Origin of the sequence: Thiothrix eikelboomii, assembly GCF_900167255.1 — a bacterium.
In the GTDB taxonomy this organism is placed as follows: Bacteria; Pseudomonadota; Gammaproteobacteria; order Thiotrichales; family Thiotrichaceae; genus Thiolinea; species Thiolinea eikelboomii.
Map to the genome: position 1 here is coordinate 86,745 of NZ_FUYB01000014.1, position 22,485 is coordinate 109,229.

Below are 22,485 nucleotides of genomic sequence, written 5' to 3' on the forward strand. Positions count from 1 at the left end.
GGTCAGGGATTAATAGCTTAGCTATTGATCCTTTAAAGGATGTCTAAAAGGCGTAAGCCCCAGAAAAAAATAAAACTACTGATTAAGCCCGCTAAACTACCTTTGATAAAAACGGTTTGGGTTGAGCCAACATATTTGACGACCGCTTTATCGAGCTTGTCTAATTGCCGATCACGCTGGCCAATGATTAAATCCCGTTGATGCACTTGATCATCCCGATGAGTGATTTGTGCGCGTAAGGCAGCCAGTTCACCATCTAAATGTTGGATATGCAAACTCAACTCTTGGATTTTTTCATCGCGACGGCGAATATGCGCCTCTTTCGCGACGATGGACTGATCACGATCATGAATGGTAGCATCGCGTAACCGCAAGGCATTATCCCGCTCTTTAATTTCTAGCTCACGGGCCGCCAATTGCGTATCGCGTTTTTCAATTTGGCGATCACGCTCCGCAACCATCGTGTCGCGCTCGGCAATCGCCGCATCACGCTCACGGACAATTTCTTCCTGACGCTGTAAATCTTTCGTGCGCTGTTCTAACTGGGCATCACGCTCGGCAATCGCTGAATCGCGTTCAGCCAGTGTCTCCTCCCGCATCGCAAGCATTTCATCCCGATCTTGAATGGTTTGATCACGAATTTGCAACTGTACATCACGCTCAGCCAAACACTGATCACGCATGTGCACATCCAGCTGCAAATTACGCACTTGCTCATCACGCCGCCGGATTTCCTCATCCCGCTCGCCAAGGGTGGTTTCACGAGTTTTTAAATGCTCACCTAGACTCGTGACTTGCTTATCACGCTCAGTGATACTGTGATCGCGCTCTTTGATCGACGTATCACGGGTAAGAATTTGCTGGTCACGTTTTTGAATACCTTCATCGCGCTGCTGCAGGGCTGCATCCCGCTCAGACAAGGTTTTATCCCGCCCTGCGAGCATTTCATCGCGCTCTTGCAACTGCGCATTTAGAGCAATAATACTATTATCACGCTCGAGAATATGGGTATCGCGCTCTTTAACAGTATCGTCACGGCTCTTGACTTGCGCATCACGCAATTGAATCTGTTTATCACGCTCACGCAACTGTAGATCTTGTGCCGTAATCCGCTGATCACGCTCACGGACTGACAAATCGCGGTCACGAATCGTTTGCTCACGCTCGGCTAAACTGCTATCCCGTTCTTTGAGTTGATAATCACGCTCTTTGATTTGCTGATCACGCTCCACCACGTCCTGATCAGTTTTCTGAATACGCTCATCGCGCAAAGCCAATTGCCGATCACGAGTTGTGATTTGCAGATCACGATCTTGCAGGTGGTCTTCAAGACTCTCAATTGAGCTGAGATAATCATAGTTTTTTTGGTCACGGGTCAGAATAGCCTGATCCCGTTCGGCAACACTTCGATCTCGCTCTGCCAAAGCTTGATCGCGTTCAGTCAGCTGTTTATCCCGCTCATAGACGGTTAAATCCCGCGCTTCTAATTGCTTTTGCTGAATCACTAAGCGCTGATCACGTTCACCGATTAAAGCCTCTTTTTCGCCAATCCATTGTTCGCGCTGTTTAATCGCCCCTTCACGCTCTTGCAGGCTAGTATTCGTCGCCTCCATATGGCGCTGAATTTCCTCTACCCGCAAATCACGCTCTGCCACTTGGCGATCACGCTCCATCAAATGCTGGTCACGCTTAGCAATTTGATGATCACGCTCTTTAATTAATTTTTCTTGCTCTAGGGTTTGGCGGGCACGCTCTTGAATCAGCTGATCACGCTCTTGAATCTGTTGCTCTTTTTTGGAAATAGTTTCATCACGACTTTGGACTAAACGATCTTTATTTTGCACCGCCTGATCGAAACGCAACAACGAACGGTCTTTATCTTCCATATTGCGGTCGCGCTGCTCAATCAGGGTTTCTTTTTCTTGAATGAGCTTTTCATAGGTCACTAACTTATTTTCTAGACCCTTAATCCGCTCTTCCCTACCCTGTAATAAGCCCTCACGTTGATACAGTTGCTCATCTTTGGCGTGTAAATGCGCATCACGTTTTTGTAACAACTCTTCTTTAGCCGCGAGTTCACGGGCATGACGAGCAATCAACTCGTCTTTTTCAATGAGAAGGCTACTGAGTTTAGCGAGTTGAGTATCACGCTCATCAATGCGGGCATCACGCACCCGTACATGGCCATCTTTTTCCAAGAGGATGCCGGTCATGTTCTGCACAAAAGCATCGCGCTCGCTCAGGCGTTGTTGTAAGCCCAGCACAATATTTTTCAGCGACTGCTTGTCAGCGGCAGTAAGATATACATTCGTATCCAGTTTTTTGTATATCTCTTTGTCCAATTCTTCCATGTTCATCATTATTCCTATTGGCAAAAGACAGCGCTGCACCACTGTTAGGCGTATCTAGGGAATTTTGGCACAGATATTGATCTTTCGCCACGAACAAACCTGCTTAAACTCAGTTCTCTGACTCAAAACCGGGAATCGGCCCTGAGCCAACGCTGCGCATATTACGACTACGGATCACGGGCTGGTGCACTGATACTCGGCTTTCTCGCCAGACCATCAAGATACCCGCTGTAATCGTAATCGTCGCCCCTAGCATCGTGAAAGTATCAACCGCCTCATTGAAAAACACACTACCAAAAATAGTCGCCCAGATAATCTGGCTGTATTGCATAGGTGCAACCACCGCTGCAGGTGCATTCCGATAACCGGTCAAAAGCAACAGCTGGCCTAGTAAAGCCAAGACTCCCAGCAAAAACATTAAACATAAATCGACCAAAGGCATGGGTTTATACACGAAATATAATAAACAGCCTGAAGTGATAATATTCAAAATTAAGGGGCTAAGAATTAAGGTGGCTGAGATTTCTTGTCGACCAATTTTACGAGAAATAACCGCCGCTCCAGCACCACAAAACGCGGACAAAGCACCCAATAAATGCCCTAATTCTAAGCGTTGGGGCGTAGGTCTGAGCACGACGAGCACACCAATCAAACCTAAAATAATCAATACCGCTCGCCCAGCCTGTAATCGCTCACCTAAGAACGGGACGGCTAACAAGGAAATCAGTACGGGGGTAGTAAACAGCAAGACATACACCTGCACCAACGGCAACCTAGAAAAAGCCATAAAAGCAAAACACAAAGCCCCTACCATGAGCGCCGCACGCAGAAATACTAGCCAAGGATGCACTGGACGCAAGGATAAAGCGCGGGCATCCGCCAACCTGACGAGGGAAAAGGGTAAATAACTAAATAGCATAGCAAAAAAAATGATTTGAAATACCGAATAATCACTCAACACTTTGACTAAGGCATCATGTACAGAGAACACCGCATAGCCCAGTAAAGAAATCAGTAAGCCACGCAAAACCAAGGAATTATTTGTAATAGTCATGATGAAAATCGTTTGTTACACGGAAGCGGCTCAGTCAAGTAACTAACGAGAGCCTAAAGAACAAAGCCCTCACAGAAGCATCTGTCAGGGCTTAGTTGGAGTCAATGTTTATACGCATAGTATAAAACTGACGATGGTTCAAAAACTAGCTTTATTCGCAGCGACTGCCGTTAGTGCTTAAGCCTCTGCAAGGTTTTTGCTCTCAGCTACTTCTAATCACTTCTGTTATATTGTTAAATCAATCTCCTCTTGGAGAGCTTGAGATTTGATTTTGATTGCATTTCCTATCTATCTCAGGCTAGAGCTTGAGGGCTAAGCACTCAGTACTATGTAAATTTTAACTACTTGGAGTCACAGTTATGCCATTGAAAATTGCAGCCGCTAAAGAGCGTGCTGCTGGCGAACGTCGTGTCGCTATTGATCCGTCTATTATCAATAAACTCAAACAATTAGGACTTGAAGTACTGATTGAACGAGGAGCTGGTTCAGCAGCGCAAATTGAGGACAGCGCTTATCAAGGCGTAACACTGATTGATTCAGCGTCGAACCTTTACCAGCAAGCGGATATTGTTCTGAAAGTACAAGCGCCTACGACTGAAGAAGTCGCACAAATGAAAGCAGGCAGTGTTCTAATCGGTGCACTTAATCCATACAATAATCTGGAACTCATCAAAGCTTTACGTGATAAGAAAATCACCAGTTATGCGATGGAATTGATCCCACGTATCTCGCGGGCGCAGTCGATGGATATTCTCTCTTCACAAGCCGCTGTTGCGGGCTATAAAGCAGCGATTATGGGAGCTGACTTATCCACGCGTTTTTTCCCCATGCTCACCACCGCTGCCGGTACAATCCGCCCGGCTAAAGTCATTGTGATCGGCGCAGGCGTCGCTGGCTTACAAGCAATTGCAACCGCACGGCGCTTAGGGGCAATGGTCGAGGCTTATGATGTACGCTCAGCGACTAAAGAGCAGGTGCAATCTTTGGGGGCAAAATTCATCGAATTAGGCATTAGTGCAGAAGGTGCCGGAGGCTACGCTCGCGAATTGACCGATGAGGAAAAACGGAAGCAGCAAGAAGAACTAGCCAAGCATATTGCTAGCGCTGATGTTTTAATCACTACGGCCGCTGTACCGGGTCGTCCTTCGCCGAAAATTATTCCCGACTCCACCGTAGCGGGTATGAAAAAAGGCGCGGTCATTATTGATCTAGCCGCCGAAGGGGGAGGCAACTGTAGTTTAAGTCAGCCCGGTGCAACAATTGAGCACCAAGGCGTGATTATTCATGCCCCATTAAATGTCGCTAGCCAAGTTCCCGTCCATGCCAGTGAAATGTATGCCAAAAACCTACTTAATTTTCTCACACTGATGATTAAGAACGGTGAATACCAAGCTGATTTTAATGATGAAGTTATTGCAGGTGCTTGTTTAACACGTGATGGCCTAGTCGTTAATGAAGCCTTACGTAAACTCGTAGAAGGAGCTTAAGAATGGATGGTTTTACCGCGCTTTATATCTTTATGCTTGCGGCCTTCACGGGCTACGAAGTCATCTCCAAAGTTCCAGTGATCTTGCATACACCGCTGATGTCCGGCTCAAATTTCGTGCATGGCATTGTGTTAGTCGGTGCCATGGTTGCCTTAGGCCAAGCCGATACGGGTACAGAAATGTTCATCGGCTTTATTGCGGTGTTGTTAGCAGCAGGCAATGCGGTCGGCGGTTATGTGGTGACTGAACGGATGCTCGGTATGTTTAAAACTAGCCAGAAAGGAGCGAGCAAAGCATGAATAATTTGATTGTTAATCTTTCTTATTTCATTGCCGCTGTTTTATTTATCTATGGTCTAAAACAAATGGCCTCACCCAATAATGCGCGTAGTGGCATTCAATGGGCAGGCGCTGGCATGGTGCTAGCAACGGTGATTACCTTTATCAATCCTGCGATTCATGGCAATTATATTTTAATGATTCTTGGCATCGGCATCGGCGGCGGAATTGCTTGGTATACCGGTAAACGAGTGGCGATGACAGATATGCCACAAATGATTGCACTCTATAATGGCATGGGTGGTGGTGCAGCCGCAGCCATTGCTGCCGTGGAATTATTAAAGCGCCATGAATTACCGTTTAGTGTGCAATTGTTGGCGGTATTAGGGGCTTTAATTGGTAGCGTCGCGTTCTCTGGTTCGTTAATTGCTTTCGCTAAACTCCAAGGTATTAAAGCTTTTAGTGGAGTCATTCGCTTTAAGAATCAGCAAATGGTTAACGCTGCATTGTTTGGCCTCACGGTGCTGCTTGGTTTGGTGATTGCGTTTAGTGGTACTGAATACAGCTTATTCACCCTCTTTATCTTCTTCCTGTTGGCTTTGATTTTTGGCGTCATGATGACCTTACCGATTGGTGGGGCAGATATGCCGGTGGTAATTTCGCTGTACAACGCACTCACTGGTTTAGCAGTCGGTTTTGAAGGCTATGTGTTAGGCAATCCTGCAATGATGATTGCAGGTATTGTCGTTGGCTCAGCGGGTACTTTACTCACTCAGCTAATGGCCAAGGCCATGAATCGGCCTATTTCTAATGTACTCTTTAGCCAATTCGGTGGGAGTACAGGTGAGGCACAGGCAGTAACTGGCAGCATGAAAGCGATAGAAACCCCAGATGCCGCCATCATGATGGCCTTCGCCGAGAAAGTCATTATTATTCCAGGCTATGGCATGGCAGTGGCACAAGCTCAGCATAAAATCCAAGAGCTGACTAAGCTACTCACGGAGCGGGGGGTAAAAGTCAAATTTGCTATCCACCCTGTAGCCGGGCGTATGCCGGGGCATATGAACGTGCTCTTGGCTGAAGCAGGCGTGCCTTATGATTTGATCTATGACTTGGACGAAATCAATGAAGAATTCGCCACCGCTGATGTAGCCTTAGTTATCGGTGCGAATGATGTGGTCAATCCAGTCGCACGTACTGATCCGAATAGCCCGATTTATGGTATGCCCATTTTGAATGCTGACTACGCGAAAAACGTTATTGTGATTAAACGTGGCCAAGGTGCGGGCTTCTCAGGGGTTGAAAATCACCTATTCTTCGCAGATAACTGCCGCATGTTGTATGGCGATGGGCAGAAAGTGGCGAGTGATTTAATCAACGCTGTTAAAGAGTTTTAACTGCGCTGTTAAATCCAGCCAAGGACATCTTCCCTCGCTGAAGTGAGGGAGGATCTAAAGCGGGTAGGTTAGCAAAATGCAAACAAAAAAGCCCTTGCAGATTGCGTCCTGCAAGGGCTTTTAGGACAGTATGCAACGGCATACTACAATATTTTGGTAGGCATAATTGCAACTGAAAAACCATCATAACTCCTTGCTTTATAAACAAACTCGCTTACTCAAGTAACCAGCGTATACACAAAGATATACACAATTAAAAGTTTACCCCCTCCTCTACTTCTCCAATAGCGCTGGTTTCAATCTGGAATGGATTCCAAGTTTAGGAATTGAACAACTAACGGTCAAAGCATTCAGGGCAACCGGGCTTTTCACTATTTTTCTGATTGATCTTCTAGTTTTGAACGATTTTGAAGAAGGATAACGGTAAAAAGCAGGCTTCAAAAAAAATAAACTTTCTCTAGCGTGGGAACTAGGTAATAAAGGTAATATCGCTTTTTTTGTGCAATGCATATCTTTAAAAATCAATAAGATAGATCACCTAAAAATATTACCTTTTTAGGGTAATAACAGGGTAATACGACGGTAATATGAGGTAATTTTAGAGGGTAATATTATTACCCTAATATTACCTTTTTTATTACCCTATAAGTATATGATTTATATAAGAAAAAAGACGATATTACCTTTATTACCTATTTCCCACACATAAGACAAAGTTTTTGATTTTCCAAGAATCAATGACTTACGAGCGTTTTTCAGATCCTGAAAATTATCTTGACAAGCTAAGTCTAAAAAAAAGATCAGTTTGCTGAATTTTTATTCATATTAACTATATGATTTATCTAATAAAAATTAGATTATTACCTTTATTACCCTTTTCCCACGCTTGCGAAGAAATTGCTTTTTCCGTTAACTGTTTTGAAGTGGGTCGGCATAAAAAAACCGGAACAATGTCCGGTTTCTGGTGGCTGAAATGAGCTTGAAACAACTAAGCCGCGATAGCCTGCCCTCCTATACCTGTACTCTGCTTGGTGAACACAAAGCATTTCACCGTTTTATTTTTGATCTTGGACAAAGTGGGATAATTCGCTTCTATCAATTTATAGCGTTTACTTTGCTTCAGCACTTGCCGAAGATGAGGAAGGTCTAGTGGTTTTAGCCTGTGTTCTGCCAGCTGCTGCACAAAGTCTAAAAGACTAATAGCAATGCGGGTTTCATCGCGGGAATGATTCACTCGACAACCTAATTCATCCTCTAAGTAGTGGTACATCTCCCAGAACTCAGCGACTAAGGGGTTATCCCCATCAAGGCACTGGTGGCGCTCTGCACAGCCTTGAATTAAATAAGCATCCAAGGCGGCTAAATCCGACGTGCCCAAGCCGCCTAAAATACCGATTGACTGTAAAGCATGCGCCATTGCCATGATTTGCGCGTGATTGTGGCGTAAGCGTTGATTCGATAACCCGCCTTCATTTTCCAAGCGCTCTAAGCACGTTTGATAATGGGCTTGATAGCTGGCTAAGAGCGGCTTTTCTTGGGTAATGCAGGCGGTCATGAAACCGTTAATATGCGTCATCTCCAAGCGCTGCAAGCGTTGAGCGGCTTGTTGACCCTGATCACTAAAATGAGACTTGTCCCAATGAATTTGTACAATCCGCTCCATCACTGCAGGTTCTGAATCAATCGCGGCATTTTGGGCAAGAATTAATACCCCTCTGAACGGTGGCTCATGGGTTTCAATCCCGTTATTTTTCGGCGATGTACCCCGCATTCCTCGGCCATTGTATAAGGGTTTGGCTTCGTTCAAGTCGAAGGTACGGCGCTGGTGGCCGGATTCGGATTTGCTGGGGTCGCCTTCAATCGCCACTAAGGGCATGTTGGCCAACTGTGCCAAGGAGCGCCAGCGGTTGGAGTGGGTCGCTTTGGCTAAATCCAAGCCTTCATAGCCTTCTCTTCCCGTTAATTTCCACAAGAAGGTTAAAACGCTGGTTTTACCTGAACCCGGTGGCCCACAGAGTTCTAGGAAAGGATAAGACTCTTGTTGCTGACGGATTTGCTGCACCAAGAACGAACCCGCCCAATAGGCCAGAATAGCTAAACCTTTGGCACCATAGGCGGTCTTGTAATCCTCTAGCCATAATCCGGGTCGGTGGGAATCGGTAGGGTCGCCAATCGTAACCGTATCTTGCCGGAACGTGGTTTTAACTTTGCGGCCATCCGGTAAATCAAAGAAGTCATCTTCATTCACACGATATAAACGGCCATTGAATACCGCATGTTTTGGGAATAACCAGCCGTTCAACTCACTGGTATAGCCTAAAAAGTTGATGGTATTGACCTCTGGCATAGTCTCACCTTCTGGAAACCAATAGGCTTTTTGGTGTTGCTCCAGTTGCTTGGTGCTACCTGTGAACATTAAACCCGCGCCTACATCCATCAGGCGGTCTTTGAATTTAGGCGCTGCCCCCAAGGTAGAGGATGTGAACACATCTTTGTAGACTTGGGGTCGTTGGCCGTCCTGACTAGGACGGGTCACGCTCAAGTAATAAGAGCTATCACCGCTTAAAGTATCTTTTTGGAAGTACAGGAATTCAGGCTTGCAGTTGGCAATATTTTCTAACTGAATCGGGTTGTCTTCGTCTTTGTCGCTGTACTTGGCCGCATACAGTTGATTCGCAAACTCAAAGGTGAAGCGGTGCTTCTTGGTGTGCTCAACAATCTCTAAGGCTTTACGGGTGGCACTGCTAGCGGTGAGTAAGCGCCCAGTATAGAACCATTCACTGAGCTTCTCGCGGGGAATCGTGCCTCCACAAGCTTTTAATAGATCGTTCCAGTCGCATTTTTGGCGATCCGGTGCGGTGCAAGCTTCGGCGTGTTCATGTAAAGCCTGTAATTTGCGCACAAATTCCCGCGTATAGCGTTGGCCTGCTGGGTCATTGTCTAAAGCCACGACCCAATGAATGCCCTTGCCTACATAGGCTTGTAGCGACTTTTCCGGCCAATTATTGCAGCTCATCAGTGCCACGGCTTTGAAACCGGACTGAATCAGCGAGAGTGCATCTATAATGCCTTCGACTAAAAAGACCTGCTTACCCGATTCAGGGAGAAAGTCGTGGGCTTGCCACCATAAGCCCTTATAACTACCGTTAAAATGTGCTTTTTTCGGCTTGTCGGCCATGTCAATCACTTGAATGAAGCGTTCCCAGTACACGCTTTTTTCGGCATTGAGGTAGAAGCGCACGGTTTCAGTGCCTTTCGGCTCACGTATCGCTTCGCGCTCATAGCGTTGGCCTTGGACAAACTCACGGGCAAACAAGGCGGGGTCGAGGCCACGGCTTTTTAAGTAAGCTTTAGCGGTGGCGTGGGGGTCGGCCTTGGTAGCTGGGTGCAACTCGTGCAAAGGTTGGTATAAATCAGGATAGAGGTCACGGGTTTTCATGCCCCAATTGCATTTGGTTTCCCGCCCACATTTTAGATGATGGGGTTCGCTGGCACTGATAAACAGCTCTTTTTTGCCACATTCAGGGCAACGGCCTTCACGTAGATAGTCGCCTTTGTGTTTCAGGCCATAATCGGCTTGCAGGCGTTGAATTATTTTTTCAGCTTGCATGCTTCACCTCGACTTTAATCAGTGCACTTGTCGGAAAATCCGCAAAAGAGAGGTGAAAAAATAGCGCAGTTGCTGTATAGTTTAGATTCAATGTATTTGATTTAGAGCCTTGATTGTTTCCAGCAATCAGGGCTTTTTCGTTTCTACTATTCATGCTCCTTATCCTTTGGTGTATTTGTCCACCACTGATCAATGCCTTGTTCTGACCATCTCACTGTGCGCCCTTTGCGGTTAGGTTGGGGTAGTATGCCATCGTTCAGCCAACGATAAACGGTCGTGCGATGCACTCCTAACTTATCAGCGACTTGATCCGCGCTCAGGAAACGATCTTGTAAGGGTAAATCAGCCTTACTATGGCGCTGTTGGTTGCGCCATTGCTGTATATCCAAGACCTTGAATGGTTCTATTCCCCTGTTTGTACTATTCATCAGTTTTACCTCTTTTGGGTTGAAAAGAGGGCAAGGCGAACCCTGCCCCGGTATGTTTAAAGTTAGGCTGCGACCTCCAAGCGCTGTTTAACTGCCTTGTCAATGTCTGCCCCTTGGGGCAGCTCTAAGACTTGGTGGAGACTCCCAAAGGCGTTGATGCTATCCATCAACTCAGCCTCTTCCTTATCGGTGATCCAATAACCATCCAGCCAGTAGTAGACGGTGAGTTTTTCGTTTATTTCGTTCATGCGCTTAGCCTCTGATCCATAGATATTTTTTACCGCCGTTGCGGTAGTTGGGGTTCTCTTGCATCAAGCCCTCTTTCATCGCTCGGCTAAAGAAAGCCTTGCGCATCAGATCAATGCGTTTGAGGTCATTAGTTTTTGAGCCAGTCATAGTGGGCGCTATACATTTCTGAATCCATGCGCGGGTAGCATCCACTGACGGCTTGCATAGCCCTTGATTCACCGCCTGCACCCAAGCGGGATAGAGAGAAACCCCTTCGGAAACCCCGTGCACGGGGTCTATACGGGGTTTGTCATCCATAAGCCCGTGCACAGGGTCTATACGGGGTTCATCAGCTATGGTTTCCGCTTCGCTCAAAGCAGGACTAGCGAAGGTATCCCGACGCGCTTTAAAGCTTCCAAAATCAGGCAAGGAAAGCTGTTCTTCCTGAGTGCCTAAGGAGGGTTTCGGTAGCGTTGACTTAGCAACCGTTGGAAAGGTGAAACCTATCGGATGATGCGCCTTGGTTTCCGGTTCGCCTTGCGCTTGGTACTTGAACAGCACAGGCTTACTTGCTCCCTGTGCCGTATTCGGGCGAGTAGACGGAAAACCAAAACCCATCGGTTGCTTAGTCGGCTCAGTGATGGGCTGTACTGTAGCCAAGGCAGAAGGAAGGACAGGTTCAGGCTGTTCACTGTATTTAGCGAGTGCTAGCTCCAAATCCTCAATCGCGGCCATTGATGCGCCATGACTTTTACTCAGGAAGTGATGCAGGATTTCAAAGCAGACCGCGACGAAGAGGGTAATGAGCACCACCGCTGTTTTGAGGTAGTCCTTATAATCGCCCGATTCACCCGCTAAGACCCGCGCAAGGGTGAGGATGACCGGATTATAAGACTGTGCCTTGAGTTCGTCTTGGCGCGCATATTTAAGCTTATCGCGCTCGATGTTGGCCTGAGCTTGAGCGTGATTCGCCGATTGTTCAGAGCTTTTCAAGGCGTTGACTTTAGCCCGATCCCCGTCACAGTGCTTTTCCTTGCCGAGTTTCAAATTCGCTTCACAGCGTGCCAGCTTTTGCTCTGCATTGGCGATGGACGTAATCAAACCCGTATTCATGGCACTGGCCGGGGTGGATTCCGTGTTCAAGGTCGCTTGATAGGCGCTATTGCGCTCCACCAAGACACTGGCTTTCACATCCTGATTGGCTGAGCTGGAAAAGAACTCAGCGAAGAGGGCAAAACCAATCACCGTACTCACGACTAAAGCCACACTGCCAAAGAAGCCGAAATGCAGATAGGCATGGTGTTTGACCCAACTCAGAAACAAGGCCATGAGCACCACAATCGCTACGGTGAAGACAAAACCGAAGATTGAGGCTGCATCTTTGAAGTAAGCGCTCCATGAAAGCGCATCCCCCAGATAGAGATGCTGGTTGAACAAGAGATAGAGCAAGAAGGTGAGCAGGAAGCCCAATTTCAACAGCAGCAAGCCGCGCTGTTCATGCGCTTGGTGTTGTTCAAGCTTGCGGTGCATCAAGTCTAATTGTGTGTCTTTGACGGTCATGGTGTGCCTCCTAAATCAACAGTGCGTTGAAGAGGGCGCTGACGAGCGCCAAGAAACCGAAGCCTTGGTGCAGGTCAAAGAACCACAGCACAAACAGCAGGCTGAATAGGCACAAGGGCAGATGCAGCCCGGCAAACACGAGGGCGACAAAAACACCATAGCTTTGAGCAATTAGCACGATTTTCAGCACAGCGAAGACAAACGCACCTAGCGCCGTGAGTTTGACCGCATGGGGTAGGTAATGGGTGAGGGTAGAGGTATTCATACTTTCCCCCCTTGCTCGAAATAGCCGCCGTGCTGATTACGGTAAGCGGTATGCAAGGCGAGAACATCCGCGTGCAGCCATTGGCAAAGGCGCTCGGTGACACTGAGCATTAAACCCGCTTGATTATCGAGGCTGCATAGTTCATGCATGGACGTTAGCACGGCTTCGATTTCTGCAATCTTGCATGAGAGATCATCAAAGGAACTAAGATTGATGGTCTTAATCGGGGATTCGTAGATCAACATGCTTGACCTCCTTGGCCGTGACGGCGAGGGCGGGATTCAGTCAAGAGGTTTTGTTTCTTGATCCATTGCATCCACAGATGAGCACGTAGCCCATTCACGCGGTCAGGTTCGGCATGGCTTAAACGTTGGCTGATGCGCTGTTGTGCCTGTTGCAGCTTTTGGTCAAAAGTGTGAGCTTTCATGCTTGCACCTCCGCAACTTCGCTAGCTTCTAGTTCATCTAAGCAGGCATCACAAACATGCTCATATTGTGCAAAAGGGACGTGATAACTGTTTAGCTCACGTTGTGTCATCGCGCCATGCTTGAGGATACGGACTTCTTCTTCAGCCTCGCAGCAATCGCAAATTAACGTATAGAAATGCTCGATCATACCTGCACCTCCCATTTGCACGGCTATTCAAGCCCAATTGCTTGCACCACACGGTAATGGTTTCGCGGTGAATGCCCATTAAGCGGGAGACTTCGGACAAATTGCCTTTGGCTTCCGCAAAGAACAGGGGAAGGATAGCTTGATGGAAGGCGTTTAAGAGTTGTGCGTAGGCTTGACCTTTGCCCTTGGTGGCTTTGTCAGCTTGCGCTTGCTGGAGTGCATCTAGATAGGTTTGCAAGGGGAGAAGGCAGGCTGTGCCCGTCGATTCAGGGTGGTAGCCCTTCGCCAAGAGTGCAGGCACACCGATAGCGGGTGTTTGCGTGTTTTGCATCGCGTTATTCTCTTGTGTTTGTTTGAAGTGTTGGCAGTTATTAAGCTGCCGGGAGCCTTCAAGCGTACACAAGGTAACGCTGCAAGTATTGCCGCGAAGCGGTGTTGTATTCCTTGCTACTCCCGACAATTCGATAGAATCGCTTAGTGTAGCGGAAATAGAAAAACCGCTCATAGGCGGTTCAGTGTTCTTTACATTGCCGCCTTGTGTTTGCTTGAAGTTGTGCCGAGTGTGTTCACTCGGTACGTGTTTAAGGCTAGCAAGTGACGGTTTATCCGTCAAGGGGAGATTGGCGGATTTTTCGGAATTGCTATATTCGTTTGAACACATATAATCACACCTTGTAAGTTCTAAAAATTATTCATATTTAAACCCGCTCAAAAGGCGGGTTTTTTATTTAAAAATCTTTTTTATTCTTAAAAAAAACTAAGAATTTTATCAAGCTTATAAAACACCCAAGCATGCATAAGAACTCTTAGATGTTTTTATATGCCTTAGTCGTATAACTGATTAATAAACAACAATTTTATAAAAACTTATTTGGATAATAATTTTTTTGGTTTTTGATAAATTCACCTGCCGTTAAGGTGATTAAGTAATCATTCAATAGTTAATAACCCTTATTTATAGGGGGAATAAGTCTGCATCTACTTAATCTCTAACTGTATTTGTTGCTGATACTTACGCAGAGTATCTATTCCTAATCCCAGCAATTGCGCTGCACGCCGATAGTTGCCTTGAGTCTCTTGCAAAGCTCTGGTGATGACATCTTTTTTAAACTGCATCAATAAAGCGGGATACAAGTTCCCATGGTCATACTTAAACACTGAATGCTTAGCCTCCTTAATCGCTATCTCCAGTTGCACTGAATTCAGTAAAATGGGGTTATCCATGCGTAGCTTGCTCCTGTTGAATCAAAACCAGCTGATTAGCATGGCTAGCGCCTAAATCATGCTGAAGCGTTTCCCAAATAAAATCGGCCTCTGCTGCTTCATAGCCTAAAGCTAATAAAGAGCTATGAGCGACTGGCGTTAAGTCACTGAGCTTTAATAAATCAGGACTATGTGAAGTGAAGAGCACGCTAAAAGGCTTTAGCCATGTAGTCAGCCACCAAGAGGCATTAAATGGACGCTCACCAACGAGTAGGGAAGATGTAATCATTCGCTAATTACCTGCATTAATCTTTAAAAAGAGGTGGCTAGAAGCCACCTAAAACCGAGGCAAACTCAAACGCTCAATTAACGAGAACTGCTGTTGTAAAGTAGGATTGAGGTGTAGCGATTACACACAGCCGCCGGGGTATAAATGACTGAAAACTCTTGACCATAAGCCATTTGCTCGCCCGTCGCATAACCTCTTGTTGTACTCTGAAACGCCTCACCCATTTGATAGGGTTTAGCAATTCCATAAGCCGTCAAATCTCTTTTTCCCAAGAGAATCCGATTATCCCCTAGGTCTCCCGGCAACCCGGTATCATAAGCAGGAATCCCCTTCACGGTGGCAAGATCACCTAATGGGCTAGTTTCGCTTCCATTGCGCTTTAAACTAACGATGAATTGTTCAGCCTTAGTAATTTCATTATTCACCACCGCAGACATCAGCATAAAATCAGGGCGGCTATAACGATGACTAGACAGCATGGCAATCTGATTGCCAATAGCATCCAATAATCCATTCATGTGCTTAGCCACACTCACACCTTCAGGAATGGCCATATCAAACTTAACTAAGTTGGTCGCTTGGCTATAGCTAATCACGCCACTTGCAGCACTCCCAGCAAGCTGCCCATCTTTATCTACTAATTGGATATAACCCAAATTGAGATTACTAAAACGCCAATACAATGAACTTTGAATTAAGTCGCTCTCATCATAAGCCGGAATAGCAACGCCATTTACTGTTAGAGAGATTTGATTTTTAGCAGTCCCTACAACCCTTCCAGCTAAATCTCGTGGTTGGTAAGGCCGTACAATAGGGAATTGAGCTGTTTTAATTAGGCCATTAGCATCTACGGTGATAGCTTCATCTTGAATACTAATGGCTTGATAAGAATCACTAGCACGTAACATTTCCGCAGCAATCCGCAATTGCAATAACTCTTTAATGAAGGTTCCATTGCTGCTGATGTTATTAGCCCAAGCATCCCAATTCAGGTGGGTGCCACTTGCAAAATGTAGCACCTCATTACTGACTTTTAAGGCGAGTTTCATAGGCTGCATATAAGCTGTTTCAGCGTCTAAAGATACACCGCTATAAGGAATTCCAAAACCTTCATACACCACACCAAAATTAGCAAAATCATTGGCGTTCTTTTCCCGCTTTTCATAAGGAATAGCCATACTTGCGGTCGCTGTTGGGTCAACCAAACCGCGCACTAACTCTAAAATTTTTAAATCTGATAAAGCAAAGCGAATAACCTCTTTGCTATAAGAGCTTGGCAAACCTTGGGACGTAGTAGTCACTGCGTCACCCGATAAAACACGCTGCTCCTCATCTAATTTCTTCCGATTACGCTCCATAAAACTGATTAAGGTCTTACGAACAAATTGCCGATGACCTTCATGCTTAGGCTCTATATGCCCACCTGCATAAACGCTAGTGCGTTTTAAATTCTCATAAAATACATCACTCATTACTTAATCCTCTTCTGTTTAGAATGGCTCTAGGCCGTGATAGGTTTGTGCTGGCTGCGTGCGGTTCTTTTCACGCTTCAAGATTTGGATAACCTCAGAAGTCATACTGCGACCATGCTCTTTAGCCATATTTTTGAGCCATGCTCGCAACTCTTCACCCAGATGAAGTGCAAGTCTTGGATTTTTCGCTTTATTTTCAGTCATTAAGGTGCTCTCTTTGATTACTAAAAACTTATTAAACAACAACAAAGTGGTGCATGTACTGACGTTTTTTCGGTGCTAGCTTTCTCATTACACAACAAAAAAGTGTGCATGTACTGACAAAATTTGACGCGGGTCTATGCCAAGGCCATCACAATAAATGGCACATGAAAGGTTGCTTTTTAGCGTTCGCGGGCTTGGTGGCCGTGGACTCTTGTAGATATTCAAGTACCCAGCTTTAGCAAGGCAGAGGCCAACCCGCTTGCCGACCCCCCACCCCTGATTCAGCCTCGATAGTTGGCGTATTCATCCTGCTGAACTATCTACTAATTTATAAATTAATAGACACTCATTTCAGCTACAAAATCACTGTCTATTAAATCGTTTTTAGGCCATTAATAGACTATACTGTCTACTAATCGAATTTAGAGACAAGGTGAACACGATGAGACTCTTTGGATATGCACGGGTAAGCACCGGCCAACAATCACTAGAAATACAGCTCAAAGCCTTAAAGGATGCAGGTGTAGAAGAACATAGACTGTTCAAAGATAAGGCTACAGGAAGCCATATAGAGCGCTCTGGATTAGAGGCGTTAAGGCAGAAGGTAGAGCAAGGCGATGTGATCTTAGTCAAGAAACTAGACCGCTTAGGCAGAGATACTGCCGATATGGTGAACCTAATTAAAGAGTTCTCTAATCAAGGGGTAAGCATTCGTTTTCTGGATGATGGTATTAGTACAGAGGGTGCTATGGGTAAGATGGTCATTACTATCCTTGCTGCTGTCGCTGAGGCAGAACGAGCACGCATACTCGAACGTACCAATGAAGGACGCTTAGAGGCTAAAGCTAAGGGTATCCAGTTTGGACGTAAGCCAAGCATAGATAGCGCAAAGATCAAGCAATTATATGAGGCTGGCATGGGTGCTACAGAGATAGCTAAACAGATGAAAATTGGACGCTCGACCGTCTATAAACTACTCAATTGCAAATAGGGTATAGACCTTTTTACAGGTTGTGCATGTAAGCGAGTTATACGACCCTATTATGCACTGCCGTTTTTTCCAGCAGTTTTAGACACTGACATAAACAGCCTGCAAACGCCGCTACATAAGGGTTTCTCACTAAAGGCAAGGGGCGCATTAAAGAAGTTATACGACACTATTGAGCGGCAAGCGATTGCTCAACGACCTGTATAAACCAACTATTCATGCTGATACCTTGCTTTGCTGCCTGCTCAGCAACTTGCTGGTGAAGTGTGGGGGATACTCGAATGCTCAACACACCTGAGTAAGTTTTGGGGAGTTCTTCAACAGGCAATGGACATTGCAGGTAGCTATCAACGGTTTCATAAAAAGGCAGCTCTAATGCCTCTAAACTATCCCCTTCAAACTCCAAAACAGCTAACTTGTTTTCACATGCAGCCTCAAGCCCCAAGAGCCTACCATGATACAGCAAGGTTTCTTTATTCAGCTCCACCATTAGCATGCAGCCTTTGTATCTTAAAATATCCATATCGATCACTTAGTCTATTGAAACTAAAAAACCGGATTGTGTCCGGCTGGGGTGGAATCTTGAAAGGTTGATACTGCTCAATGACTGAGTGGCAAAGCTTGATTCAAGGTTTGGCGTACAAAATCATTCAAGCTAATTCCTAACTCTTTGGCTTTCAACATCGCGGCTAGGTGTAGATCATGCCCGACACGCACATTAAAACTACCCTTACATGGCAGTTCGGGTTCATACCCCTTAGCCTCACAGCTTGCTAAATAATCATCAACGGCGGCTTCAAATGCCGTTTGGAGCGCCTTCACCGTTTCGCCTTCATAGCTAATCAAGGCTGAGATAAATTCCAATTTACCAAACAAAATCCCGTCTTCAATAGCCGCTTCAACACTGCCAAGATAGCCTTTATATTCCAACAGATTCATAGCATTCCACCCTTTTCTAACTTTTCACGGACTTGACGGATTACATAGGCTTTCACTTCGTTGCTAGGATGTGGCCTGTGTAGATTAATCAAGTCTAAAGCATTGCCATTATCAAACTTCACGCGAGAACCTGCGCCTTCTTCTTGGGTATAACCTAGCTTCACCAAGAGCGCACAGAGTTCATTCCATGTCCACTTAGAATCAACATTGCGTATTTTTTCTAATAGCTTTTCTAGTTTGGTCACGGCGCTACTCATCTATCCTAGTTTGATACTTGCAACCAAGTATAGTTGCAAAAAACAATGATTCAAGTTGCTTGGCAAATTTTCACCGGAATGCATCCAGCTTGGCTAGGTTGGAATTTTGTAGAGCGTCTACACAGTAAAGCCTAAAAATCCAATAAGCCCGCTTCAATCTTTAATGCCTTGGCAATCTTTGCACGAGTTGCTTTGCGCGGATGTTCTACCGCTTCCTGTTGTGCATAGGCACTTTGAGAAATACCCAAACGCTCAGCCATATCGGCTTGGGTGAGCTGCAAATACTCACGCCAGGCACGAATCGGGGTAATACCTTCTTTCAAAGTACGCGCTACCACTTCATGTGGAATGGTGTTCTGTTCAATCGGTTGGTGAGTCAGCCTTAAATAAGTAGCATAGGGAATAACGGCAAAAGCAGGCTGCCCCCCTGAATCACGAATCACTTGCACAGATGGTTCAATAGGTGCGTTCATCACGTTTTTTAACCTCCTCAATCGAGATAATTTTTATGTCACCCTCATAGTCAAAGAGCACTCGATGAAGTACACACACCAACCCATCAACCGAATCAAACCACATTGGCCGCTATCGAAGATGATCAGGCCGAAAGCATGACGTTGGAAGAATTAAAAGCATGGCTGAGTGAAGGTGATAGTTCAGGCCGCTACTTTGACCGCTTGCATTTCCTCACGAATGACACGCCGTAAGACAGTTTCATCAATCATCGGCTGTGGGCTTAAACTCGCTCTTAAAGTTTGATTCACCAGTGTTTGATAGCCAATACCTTCGGCTTCTGCACGCTGGCGAAATAACTCTAAGACTTCATCATCTAACCAAGTCGTGATGCGTGTCTTACCATTATTTGCAATCACTGCTCCACGCTGGCCTTGGCTTAAATCATATGCCTGACTAGTCATGCACTGCTTCATTCAAAGCTTCCATAATCACCGACTCACTCACACCACGGCGCTTGAGACTGGAAACTAAAGCGGTCACAGCGTCATTGTCCAAGCGCTCAAGATCACGCCGTAGACCTTGCCCGACATAGGTTTTTAGTAAACCTTGATAACCCGTAAACCCTAAACTTGGCGCAATCCGCTTGAGGTCTTCTACCACATCAACGGGCATACGCAAGGTGATCGTCGTCATCGGGCGTTCTTTGACTAAGCGATTTTTGAGCACTTCAATTTTCATAATATTCTTGTTCCTTCCGCGTGGCTTTACGAGCAGAGATCAGCCTAATACGGTCATCTTCAATTTGAATATGCACTACAAATAGCAAGTTCCATGCTTTGTCCATGCCAATAATCGCTTCTCTACTTTCATCATTCCGACTTGCATCAACTAATTTGATAAACGGGTCGAAAAACGATTGAGCCGCTTGTTCAAAACTGATGCCAGCATGTCGATGTTTATTAGCAGTTGCTTTCGTGGCATTCCATACAAACGTAATACCATTTAAGGCATACACAACATCCATTAGCTATAATGCTCCGTATTGCTTTTATAAATACATTAGCAGAAGTTGCTTAACTTTGTCGTGCTTTAATCTTCTCCGCTGCCCATTGGCGTTCTGATTCGCTCACTTCACCATTGCTTAAACCATCCAACTGATAGCGCTCGCCACCTTGCACCAGTGCGGCCAAATAGCGCCCGTGGTGGGTGTGCATTCTCAACACCTTTTGAACCACTTTCTTACTACCACCGGGGAACTGTTCATCATTCACCAGTTTGAACAGGTCTTTATCTATGCCAAGCGCTAAGGGCTGGAAGTTCAGCCAAACATTGAAACCATTCAAGCGGTCATTCAGTTCTTTGGCTTTCAGGTCACTGGGGGCAATCGTGGGCTTTTTGGTAGGTTTGCGCGCTGGCTTCTTCTTATTCGTGGGCTTGCCTTTTGGGTTGGCAGGCTTAGTGGGGGCAGGGTTTAATTCTTCGCGTCGGATGATGCGCTTACCCGTGCGGCTGACGGTGTTTTTGGGCGTGCTGTTGGTGGACTTCTTAGTTAGGGTTAGCGTTTTTTTCGGTGTCTCGGTCATGGTCTCTGTTTACCCGTAGCAATAAGGCGGGATTTCCCGGTTGGCGGTATTGTATGGGGCAAGTGTAGCACCCTGCCCTTGTCTTGGAAGAAAAAACCAAGAGTGAAGGCTCTCCTTTTCAAGCTCACTTTTGGAAGTGTCGCAACTGTCGCAACACTTTTGACCCTTGCGACAGTGACACAAAAAAGCCGAAACATGTCCGGCTTTGGGAGACCTCACCACTTGGTTATTTCTTCTTCCTAAAGACCACTATTTGACCACCTGCCCTGAGTTCATCCAAGCAATCAGCCCACGCTTGCAGCATTTCGCGCCGTTGATGAAGCGCCTCCACACTATCCGCTCGGTTATAACGGCCTCGGATACTGCTATCACGGTGGGCAAGTTGTTGTTCAATCAAGTCCATGTCCCATAAACGGCTACGGGTATCCTGTTCCCGCATTCGATTCAATAAGGTAGAAGCCATCCCCCTAAAACCATGTGGGGTGATGGTGTCATTGTCATAGCCCATCGTTCTTAGCGCTGCCCTGACTGCGTTCTCACTCATACAACGGCTTGCCCCTCTTGCACTAGGGAACACATAAGGGGACTTGTTGGTATAGGGGTAGAGTTCACGCAATAACTCAACAGCCTGACGAGGTAAGGGAATCAAGTGCTGGGAAAGATTGGCTTGCTTTTCATGGGTCGGGGCTTTCATGCGCTTAATGGGTATCGTCCATAAGGCTTGTTTAAGATCAATCTCTGACCATTCCGCAGCTCTAAGCTCACCGGGTCTTAGCATGACTAAGGGCGACAATTGCAAGGCAACTCGGACAACAAAAGTTCCCTGATACTGGTCTATATCGCGTAGCAGTTGCCCTACTTTGACCGGATCAGTCAAGGTTGCAAAGGGCTTTTCAACTCTGGGTTTAAAGATGATGTTGTTAGCGAGATCAGCCGTCGGGTTACGCTCAGCCAACTCCAATGAGATAGCATATTTATACACTTGGCTGATGTATTGCTTCACACGTCTAGCAGCGTCACCAGCTCCACGGGCTTCAACCCTTTGCACTAATCGAGTGATTTCCGCTGGCCGAACTTGGTCAATATCGGTTGAACCTATCCACGGAAAAATATCATTGTTCAAATAGCGATTAACACGCAGCAAATTACCCTCTGACCATTTAGAGGCGCTTTGCTTGAGCCAGCTTAAAGCAACTGCTTGAAAGCTACGTTGCTCAGCTTGCTGTTGTTGGGCTTTTAATTGCTGCTTGTGTTGGCTTGGATTGATCCCTTGAGCAACTTGCTTTCTAGCTGCTTCGTGCTGCTCTCTGGCTTCTTTTAAACTCATTTCAGGATAAGCGCCGAGAGAACAAATAGCTGCTTTGCCTTCTATTCGATAACGGTAACGCCAGTATTTCCCAGTTTTGGTTACATACAGGAGTAAACCACCACCATCGGTATAGCTAGCAGGTGAACCGTCCTGATTAGGTTTGGCATTCTTAACGCTTGAGTCTTTAAGCTTTTTAGTCATTTGTGTCTCTGTACACGACAATTTTCCTAACCCATTGAATTTGTGTTAAACGAAAACGGCTTGAGTCTCATACGTCCATCCTCTACCACCATAAATTGGGGCGGACAAAGGAACAGGATCACGAGCCTGAGATTATCCAAGGCTTCACGTCCGCTTCCTGTTAACAGATCAGTCAGGTAATCCAAGCCGTAGCGGAAAATGCTCTGTTCTTTACGCCCATGCTTTTTCACCTTCAAGGGTTTGACGGTTTTTTCCTTCCATTCCCCGACCTTGTGCGCCCAACAGAAGCCAATGGCGAGCAATGCCATCAT

General features: G+C 46.0%; 28 protein-coding genes and 1 pseudogene. 4 read left to right on the forward strand and 25 right to left on the reverse strand.

Annotation, left to right across the window (positions count from 1 at the left end; genetic code table 11):
- Window positions 1–32 precede the first annotated feature (32 nt).
- Window positions 33–2,351, reverse strand: a complete 2,319-nt coding sequence (locus B5D50_RS13470; RefSeq protein ID WP_078923159.1) for a coiled-coil domain-containing protein — start codon at window positions 2,349–2,351, stop codon at window positions 33–35.
- Between the two features lie 109 nt (window positions 2,352–2,460).
- Window positions 2,461–3,405 (reverse strand): DMT family transporter, encoded by a 945-nt coding sequence (locus B5D50_RS13475; RefSeq protein WP_143594361.1) that lies wholly within the window; start codon window positions 3,403–3,405, stop codon window positions 2,461–2,463.
- A 359-nt stretch (window positions 3,406–3,764) separates the two neighbouring features.
- On the opposite strand from B5D50_RS13475, the gene B5D50_RS13480 reads away from it, so the two are divergent.
- From B5D50_RS13480 to B5D50_RS13490, 3 genes are read left to right on the forward strand one after another with little or no spacing between them, the layout of a single operon-like run.
- Window positions 3,765–4,892 (forward strand): Re/Si-specific NAD(P)(+) transhydrogenase subunit alpha, encoded by a 1,128-nt coding sequence (locus B5D50_RS13480; protein ID WP_078923160.1) that lies wholly within the window; start codon window positions 3,765–3,767, stop codon window positions 4,890–4,892.
- A 2-nt stretch (window positions 4,893–4,894) separates the two neighbouring features.
- The gene (locus B5D50_RS13485) at window positions 4,895–5,191 is read left to right on the forward strand and encodes an NAD(P) transhydrogenase subunit alpha part 2 (protein WP_078923161.1); all 297 of its coding nucleotides are present in this window, start codon (window positions 4,895–4,897) and stop codon (window positions 5,189–5,191) included.
- On the forward strand, window positions 5,188–6,567 hold the full coding sequence (locus B5D50_RS13490) for an NAD(P)(+) transhydrogenase (Re/Si-specific) subunit beta (protein WP_078923162.1): 1,380 nt from the start codon (window positions 5,188–5,190) through the stop codon (window positions 6,565–6,567). Before B5D50_RS13485 ends, B5D50_RS13490 begins: the two co-directional genes overlap by 4 nt.
- Window positions 6,568–7,555: 988 nt before the next feature.
- Here B5D50_RS13490 and B5D50_RS13500 read toward each other — a convergent pair.
- From B5D50_RS13500 to B5D50_RS13555, 13 genes are all read right to left on the reverse strand, one after another.
- On the reverse strand, window positions 7,556–10,177 hold the full coding sequence (locus B5D50_RS13500; protein ID WP_078923164.1) for a toprim domain-containing protein: 2,622 nt from the start codon (window positions 10,175–10,177) through the stop codon (window positions 7,556–7,558).
- Between the two features lie 146 nt (window positions 10,178–10,323).
- Window positions 10,324–10,605 (reverse strand): helix-turn-helix transcriptional regulator, encoded by a 282-nt coding sequence (locus tag B5D50_RS13505; RefSeq protein WP_078923165.1) that lies wholly within the window; start codon window positions 10,603–10,605, stop codon window positions 10,324–10,326.
- A 62-nt stretch (window positions 10,606–10,667) separates the two neighbouring features.
- Complete coding sequence (locus B5D50_RS13510; protein WP_078923166.1) at window positions 10,668–10,853, reverse strand: hypothetical protein; 186 nt, start codon at window positions 10,851–10,853, stop codon at window positions 10,668–10,670.
- Window positions 10,854–10,857: 4 nt separating this feature from the next.
- Window positions 10,858–12,393: a hypothetical protein gene (locus B5D50_RS13515; protein WP_078923167.1), complete on the reverse strand. Its 1,536-nt coding sequence runs from the start codon at window positions 12,391–12,393 to the stop codon at window positions 10,858–10,860.
- A 10-nt stretch (window positions 12,394–12,403) separates the two neighbouring features.
- Window positions 12,404–12,658, reverse strand: coding sequence for a hypothetical protein (locus tag B5D50_RS13520; protein ID WP_078923168.1), 255 nt, complete (start codon window positions 12,656–12,658; stop codon window positions 12,404–12,406).
- Complete coding sequence (locus tag B5D50_RS13525) at window positions 12,655–12,903, reverse strand: hypothetical protein (protein WP_078923169.1); 249 nt, start codon at window positions 12,901–12,903, stop codon at window positions 12,655–12,657. Before B5D50_RS13525 ends, B5D50_RS13520 begins: the two co-directional genes overlap by 4 nt.
- Window positions 12,897–13,085, reverse strand: a complete 189-nt coding sequence (locus B5D50_RS13530; protein ID WP_078923170.1) for a hypothetical protein — start codon at window positions 13,083–13,085, stop codon at window positions 12,897–12,899. The genes B5D50_RS13525 and B5D50_RS13530 overlap by 7 nt, the downstream gene beginning before the upstream one ends.
- Window positions 13,082–13,273, reverse strand: a complete 192-nt coding sequence (locus B5D50_RS20145; protein ID WP_143594362.1) for a hypothetical protein — start codon at window positions 13,271–13,273, stop codon at window positions 13,082–13,084. Before B5D50_RS20145 ends, B5D50_RS13530 begins: the two co-directional genes overlap by 4 nt.
- A complete protein-coding gene (locus B5D50_RS20150) occupies window positions 13,227–13,604 on the reverse strand; it encodes a hypothetical protein (protein ID WP_143594363.1) in 378 nt (125 codons plus the stop codon). The genes B5D50_RS20145 and B5D50_RS20150 overlap by 47 nt, the downstream gene beginning before the upstream one ends.
- A gap of 647 nt (window positions 13,605–14,251) precedes the next feature.
- Window positions 14,252–14,497, reverse strand: coding sequence for a helix-turn-helix domain-containing protein (locus tag B5D50_RS13540; protein ID WP_078923172.1), 246 nt, complete (start codon window positions 14,495–14,497; stop codon window positions 14,252–14,254).
- On the reverse strand, window positions 14,490–14,765 hold the full coding sequence (locus B5D50_RS13545; protein WP_078923173.1) for a hypothetical protein: 276 nt from the start codon (window positions 14,763–14,765) through the stop codon (window positions 14,490–14,492). The genes B5D50_RS13540 and B5D50_RS13545 overlap by 8 nt, the downstream gene beginning before the upstream one ends.
- A 77-nt stretch (window positions 14,766–14,842) precedes the next feature.
- On the reverse strand, window positions 14,843–16,237 hold the full coding sequence (locus B5D50_RS13550; RefSeq protein WP_078923174.1) for a hypothetical protein: 1,395 nt from the start codon (window positions 16,235–16,237) through the stop codon (window positions 14,843–14,845).
- Window positions 16,238–16,255: 18 nt separating this feature from the next.
- Window positions 16,256–16,441 (reverse strand): Arc family DNA-binding protein, encoded by a 186-nt coding sequence (locus B5D50_RS13555; protein ID WP_078923175.1) that lies wholly within the window; start codon window positions 16,439–16,441, stop codon window positions 16,256–16,258.
- 442 nt (window positions 16,442–16,883) lie between these two features.
- Here B5D50_RS13555 and B5D50_RS13560 point away from each other — a divergent pair, with 442 nt between their 5' ends.
- Window positions 16,884–17,432 (forward strand): recombinase family protein, encoded by a 549-nt coding sequence (locus B5D50_RS13560; RefSeq protein WP_078923176.1) that lies wholly within the window; start codon window positions 16,884–16,886, stop codon window positions 17,430–17,432.
- A 166-nt stretch (window positions 17,433–17,598) separates the two neighbouring features.
- Here B5D50_RS13560 and B5D50_RS13565 read toward each other — a convergent pair whose 3' ends face one another.
- From B5D50_RS13565 to B5D50_RS20855, 10 genes and pseudogenes are all read right to left on the reverse strand, one after another.
- Window positions 17,599–17,952 carry a type II toxin-antitoxin system HicB family antitoxin gene (locus B5D50_RS13565; RefSeq protein WP_078923177.1) on the reverse strand — a complete coding sequence of 118 codons (354 nt, stop codon included), beginning with the start codon at window positions 17,950–17,952 and terminating at the stop codon, window positions 17,599–17,601.
- Window positions 17,953–18,029: 77 nt separating this feature from the next.
- Window positions 18,030–18,368 (reverse strand): type II toxin-antitoxin system HicB family antitoxin, encoded by a 339-nt coding sequence (locus tag B5D50_RS13570; protein WP_078923178.1) that lies wholly within the window; start codon window positions 18,366–18,368, stop codon window positions 18,030–18,032.
- Window positions 18,365–18,625, reverse strand: coding sequence for a type II toxin-antitoxin system HicA family toxin (locus B5D50_RS13575; protein ID WP_234975882.1), 261 nt, complete (start codon window positions 18,623–18,625; stop codon window positions 18,365–18,367). The genes B5D50_RS13570 and B5D50_RS13575 overlap by 4 nt, the downstream gene beginning before the upstream one ends.
- A gap of 131 nt (window positions 18,626–18,756) precedes the next feature.
- The gene (locus tag B5D50_RS13580; RefSeq protein ID WP_078923179.1) at window positions 18,757–19,098 is read right to left on the reverse strand and encodes a helix-turn-helix domain-containing protein; all 342 of its coding nucleotides are present in this window, start codon (window positions 19,096–19,098) and stop codon (window positions 18,757–18,759) included.
- A gap of 183 nt (window positions 19,099–19,281) precedes the next feature.
- Entirely contained in the window at window positions 19,282–19,542 is a 261-nt protein-coding gene (locus tag B5D50_RS13585; protein ID WP_078923180.1) for a BrnA antitoxin family protein, read from the reverse strand.
- Window positions 19,535–19,819 carry a hypothetical protein gene (locus B5D50_RS13590; protein ID WP_078923181.1) on the reverse strand — a complete coding sequence of 95 codons (285 nt, stop codon included), beginning with the start codon at window positions 19,817–19,819 and terminating at the stop codon, window positions 19,535–19,537. Before B5D50_RS13590 ends, B5D50_RS13585 begins: the two co-directional genes overlap by 8 nt.
- The gene (locus B5D50_RS13595) at window positions 19,809–20,105 is read right to left on the reverse strand and encodes a BrnT family toxin (RefSeq protein WP_078923182.1); all 297 of its coding nucleotides are present in this window, start codon (window positions 20,103–20,105) and stop codon (window positions 19,809–19,811) included. Before B5D50_RS13595 ends, B5D50_RS13590 begins: the two co-directional genes overlap by 11 nt.
- 49 nt (window positions 20,106–20,154) lie before the next feature.
- Window positions 20,155–20,664 (reverse strand): ProQ/FINO family protein, encoded by a 510-nt coding sequence (locus B5D50_RS13600; RefSeq protein WP_078923183.1) that lies wholly within the window; start codon window positions 20,662–20,664, stop codon window positions 20,155–20,157.
- 226 nt (window positions 20,665–20,890) lie between these two features.
- A complete protein-coding gene (locus B5D50_RS13605; protein ID WP_078923184.1) occupies window positions 20,891–22,174 on the reverse strand; it encodes a tyrosine-type recombinase/integrase in 1,284 nt (427 codons plus the stop codon).
- A gap of 26 nt (window positions 22,175–22,200) precedes the next feature.
- Window positions 22,201–22,485, reverse strand: a pseudogene (locus B5D50_RS20855) (hypothetical protein); the annotation flags it as partial.

Coding starts and splice junctions, on each gene's coding strand:
- B5D50_RS13470 (WP_078923159.1), bottom strand. CDS start 2,351: ATGGAAGAATTGGACAAAGAGATATACAAAAAACTGGATACGAATGTA.
- B5D50_RS13475 (WP_143594361.1), bottom strand. CDS start 3,405: ATGACTATTACAAATAATTCCTTGGTTTTGCGTGGCTTACTGATTTCT.
- B5D50_RS13480 (WP_078923160.1), top strand. CDS start 3,765: ATGCCATTGAAAATTGCAGCCGCTAAAGAGCGTGCTGCTGGCGAACGT.
- B5D50_RS13485 (WP_078923161.1), top strand. CDS start 4,895: ATGGATGGTTTTACCGCGCTTTATATCTTTATGCTTGCGGCCTTCACG.
- B5D50_RS13490 (WP_078923162.1), top strand. CDS start 5,188: ATGAATAATTTGATTGTTAATCTTTCTTATTTCATTGCCGCTGTTTTA.
- B5D50_RS13500 (WP_078923164.1), bottom strand. CDS start 10,177: ATGCAAGCTGAAAAAATAATTCAACGCCTGCAAGCCGATTATGGCCTG.
- B5D50_RS13505 (WP_078923165.1), bottom strand. CDS start 10,605: ATGAATAGTACAAACAGGGGAATAGAACCATTCAAGGTCTTGGATATA.
- B5D50_RS13510 (WP_078923166.1), bottom strand. CDS start 10,853: ATGAACGAAATAAACGAAAAACTCACCGTCTACTACTGGCTGGATGGT.
- B5D50_RS13515 (WP_078923167.1), bottom strand. CDS start 12,393: ATGACCGTCAAAGACACACAATTAGACTTGATGCACCGCAAGCTTGAA.
- B5D50_RS13520 (WP_078923168.1), bottom strand. CDS start 12,658: ATGAATACCTCTACCCTCACCCATTACCTACCCCATGCGGTCAAACTC.
- B5D50_RS13525 (WP_078923169.1), bottom strand. CDS start 12,903: ATGTTGATCTACGAATCCCCGATTAAGACCATCAATCTTAGTTCCTTT.
- B5D50_RS13530 (WP_078923170.1), bottom strand. CDS start 13,085: ATGAAAGCTCACACTTTTGACCAAAAGCTGCAACAGGCACAACAGCGC.
- B5D50_RS20145 (WP_143594362.1), bottom strand. CDS start 13,273: ATGATCGAGCATTTCTATACGTTAATTTGCGATTGCTGCGAGGCTGAA.
- B5D50_RS20150 (WP_143594363.1), bottom strand. CDS start 13,604: ATGCAAAACACGCAAACACCCGCTATCGGTGTGCCTGCACTCTTGGCG.
- B5D50_RS13540 (WP_078923172.1), bottom strand. CDS start 14,497: ATGGATAACCCCATTTTACTGAATTCAGTGCAACTGGAGATAGCGATT.
- B5D50_RS13545 (WP_078923173.1), bottom strand. CDS start 14,765: ATGATTACATCTTCCCTACTCGTTGGTGAGCGTCCATTTAATGCCTCT.
- B5D50_RS13550 (WP_078923174.1), bottom strand. CDS start 16,237: ATGAGTGATGTATTTTATGAGAATTTAAAACGCACTAGCGTTTATGCA.
- B5D50_RS13555 (WP_078923175.1), bottom strand. CDS start 16,441: ATGACTGAAAATAAAGCGAAAAATCCAAGACTTGCACTTCATCTGGGT.
- B5D50_RS13560 (WP_078923176.1), top strand. CDS start 16,884: ATGAGACTCTTTGGATATGCACGGGTAAGCACCGGCCAACAATCACTA.
- B5D50_RS13565 (WP_078923177.1), bottom strand. CDS start 17,952: ATGGATATTTTAAGATACAAAGGCTGCATGCTAATGGTGGAGCTGAAT.
- B5D50_RS13570 (WP_078923178.1), bottom strand. CDS start 18,368: ATGAATCTGTTGGAATATAAAGGCTATCTTGGCAGTGTTGAAGCGGCT.
- B5D50_RS13575 (WP_234975882.1), bottom strand. CDS start 18,625: ATGAGTAGCGCCGTGACCAAACTAGAAAAGCTATTAGAAAAAATACGC.
- B5D50_RS13580 (WP_078923179.1), bottom strand. CDS start 19,098: ATGAACGCACCTATTGAACCATCTGTGCAAGTGATTCGTGATTCAGGG.
- B5D50_RS13585 (WP_078923180.1), bottom strand. CDS start 19,542: ATGACTAGTCAGGCATATGATTTAAGCCAAGGCCAGCGTGGAGCAGTG.
- B5D50_RS13590 (WP_078923181.1), bottom strand. CDS start 19,819: ATGAAAATTGAAGTGCTCAAAAATCGCTTAGTCAAAGAACGCCCGATG.
- B5D50_RS13595 (WP_078923182.1), bottom strand. CDS start 20,105: ATGGATGTTGTGTATGCCTTAAATGGTATTACGTTTGTATGGAATGCC.
- B5D50_RS13600 (WP_078923183.1), bottom strand. CDS start 20,664: ATGACCGAGACACCGAAAAAAACGCTAACCCTAACTAAGAAGTCCACC.
- B5D50_RS13605 (WP_078923184.1), bottom strand. CDS start 22,174: ATGACTAAAAAGCTTAAAGACTCAAGCGTTAAGAATGCCAAACCTAAT.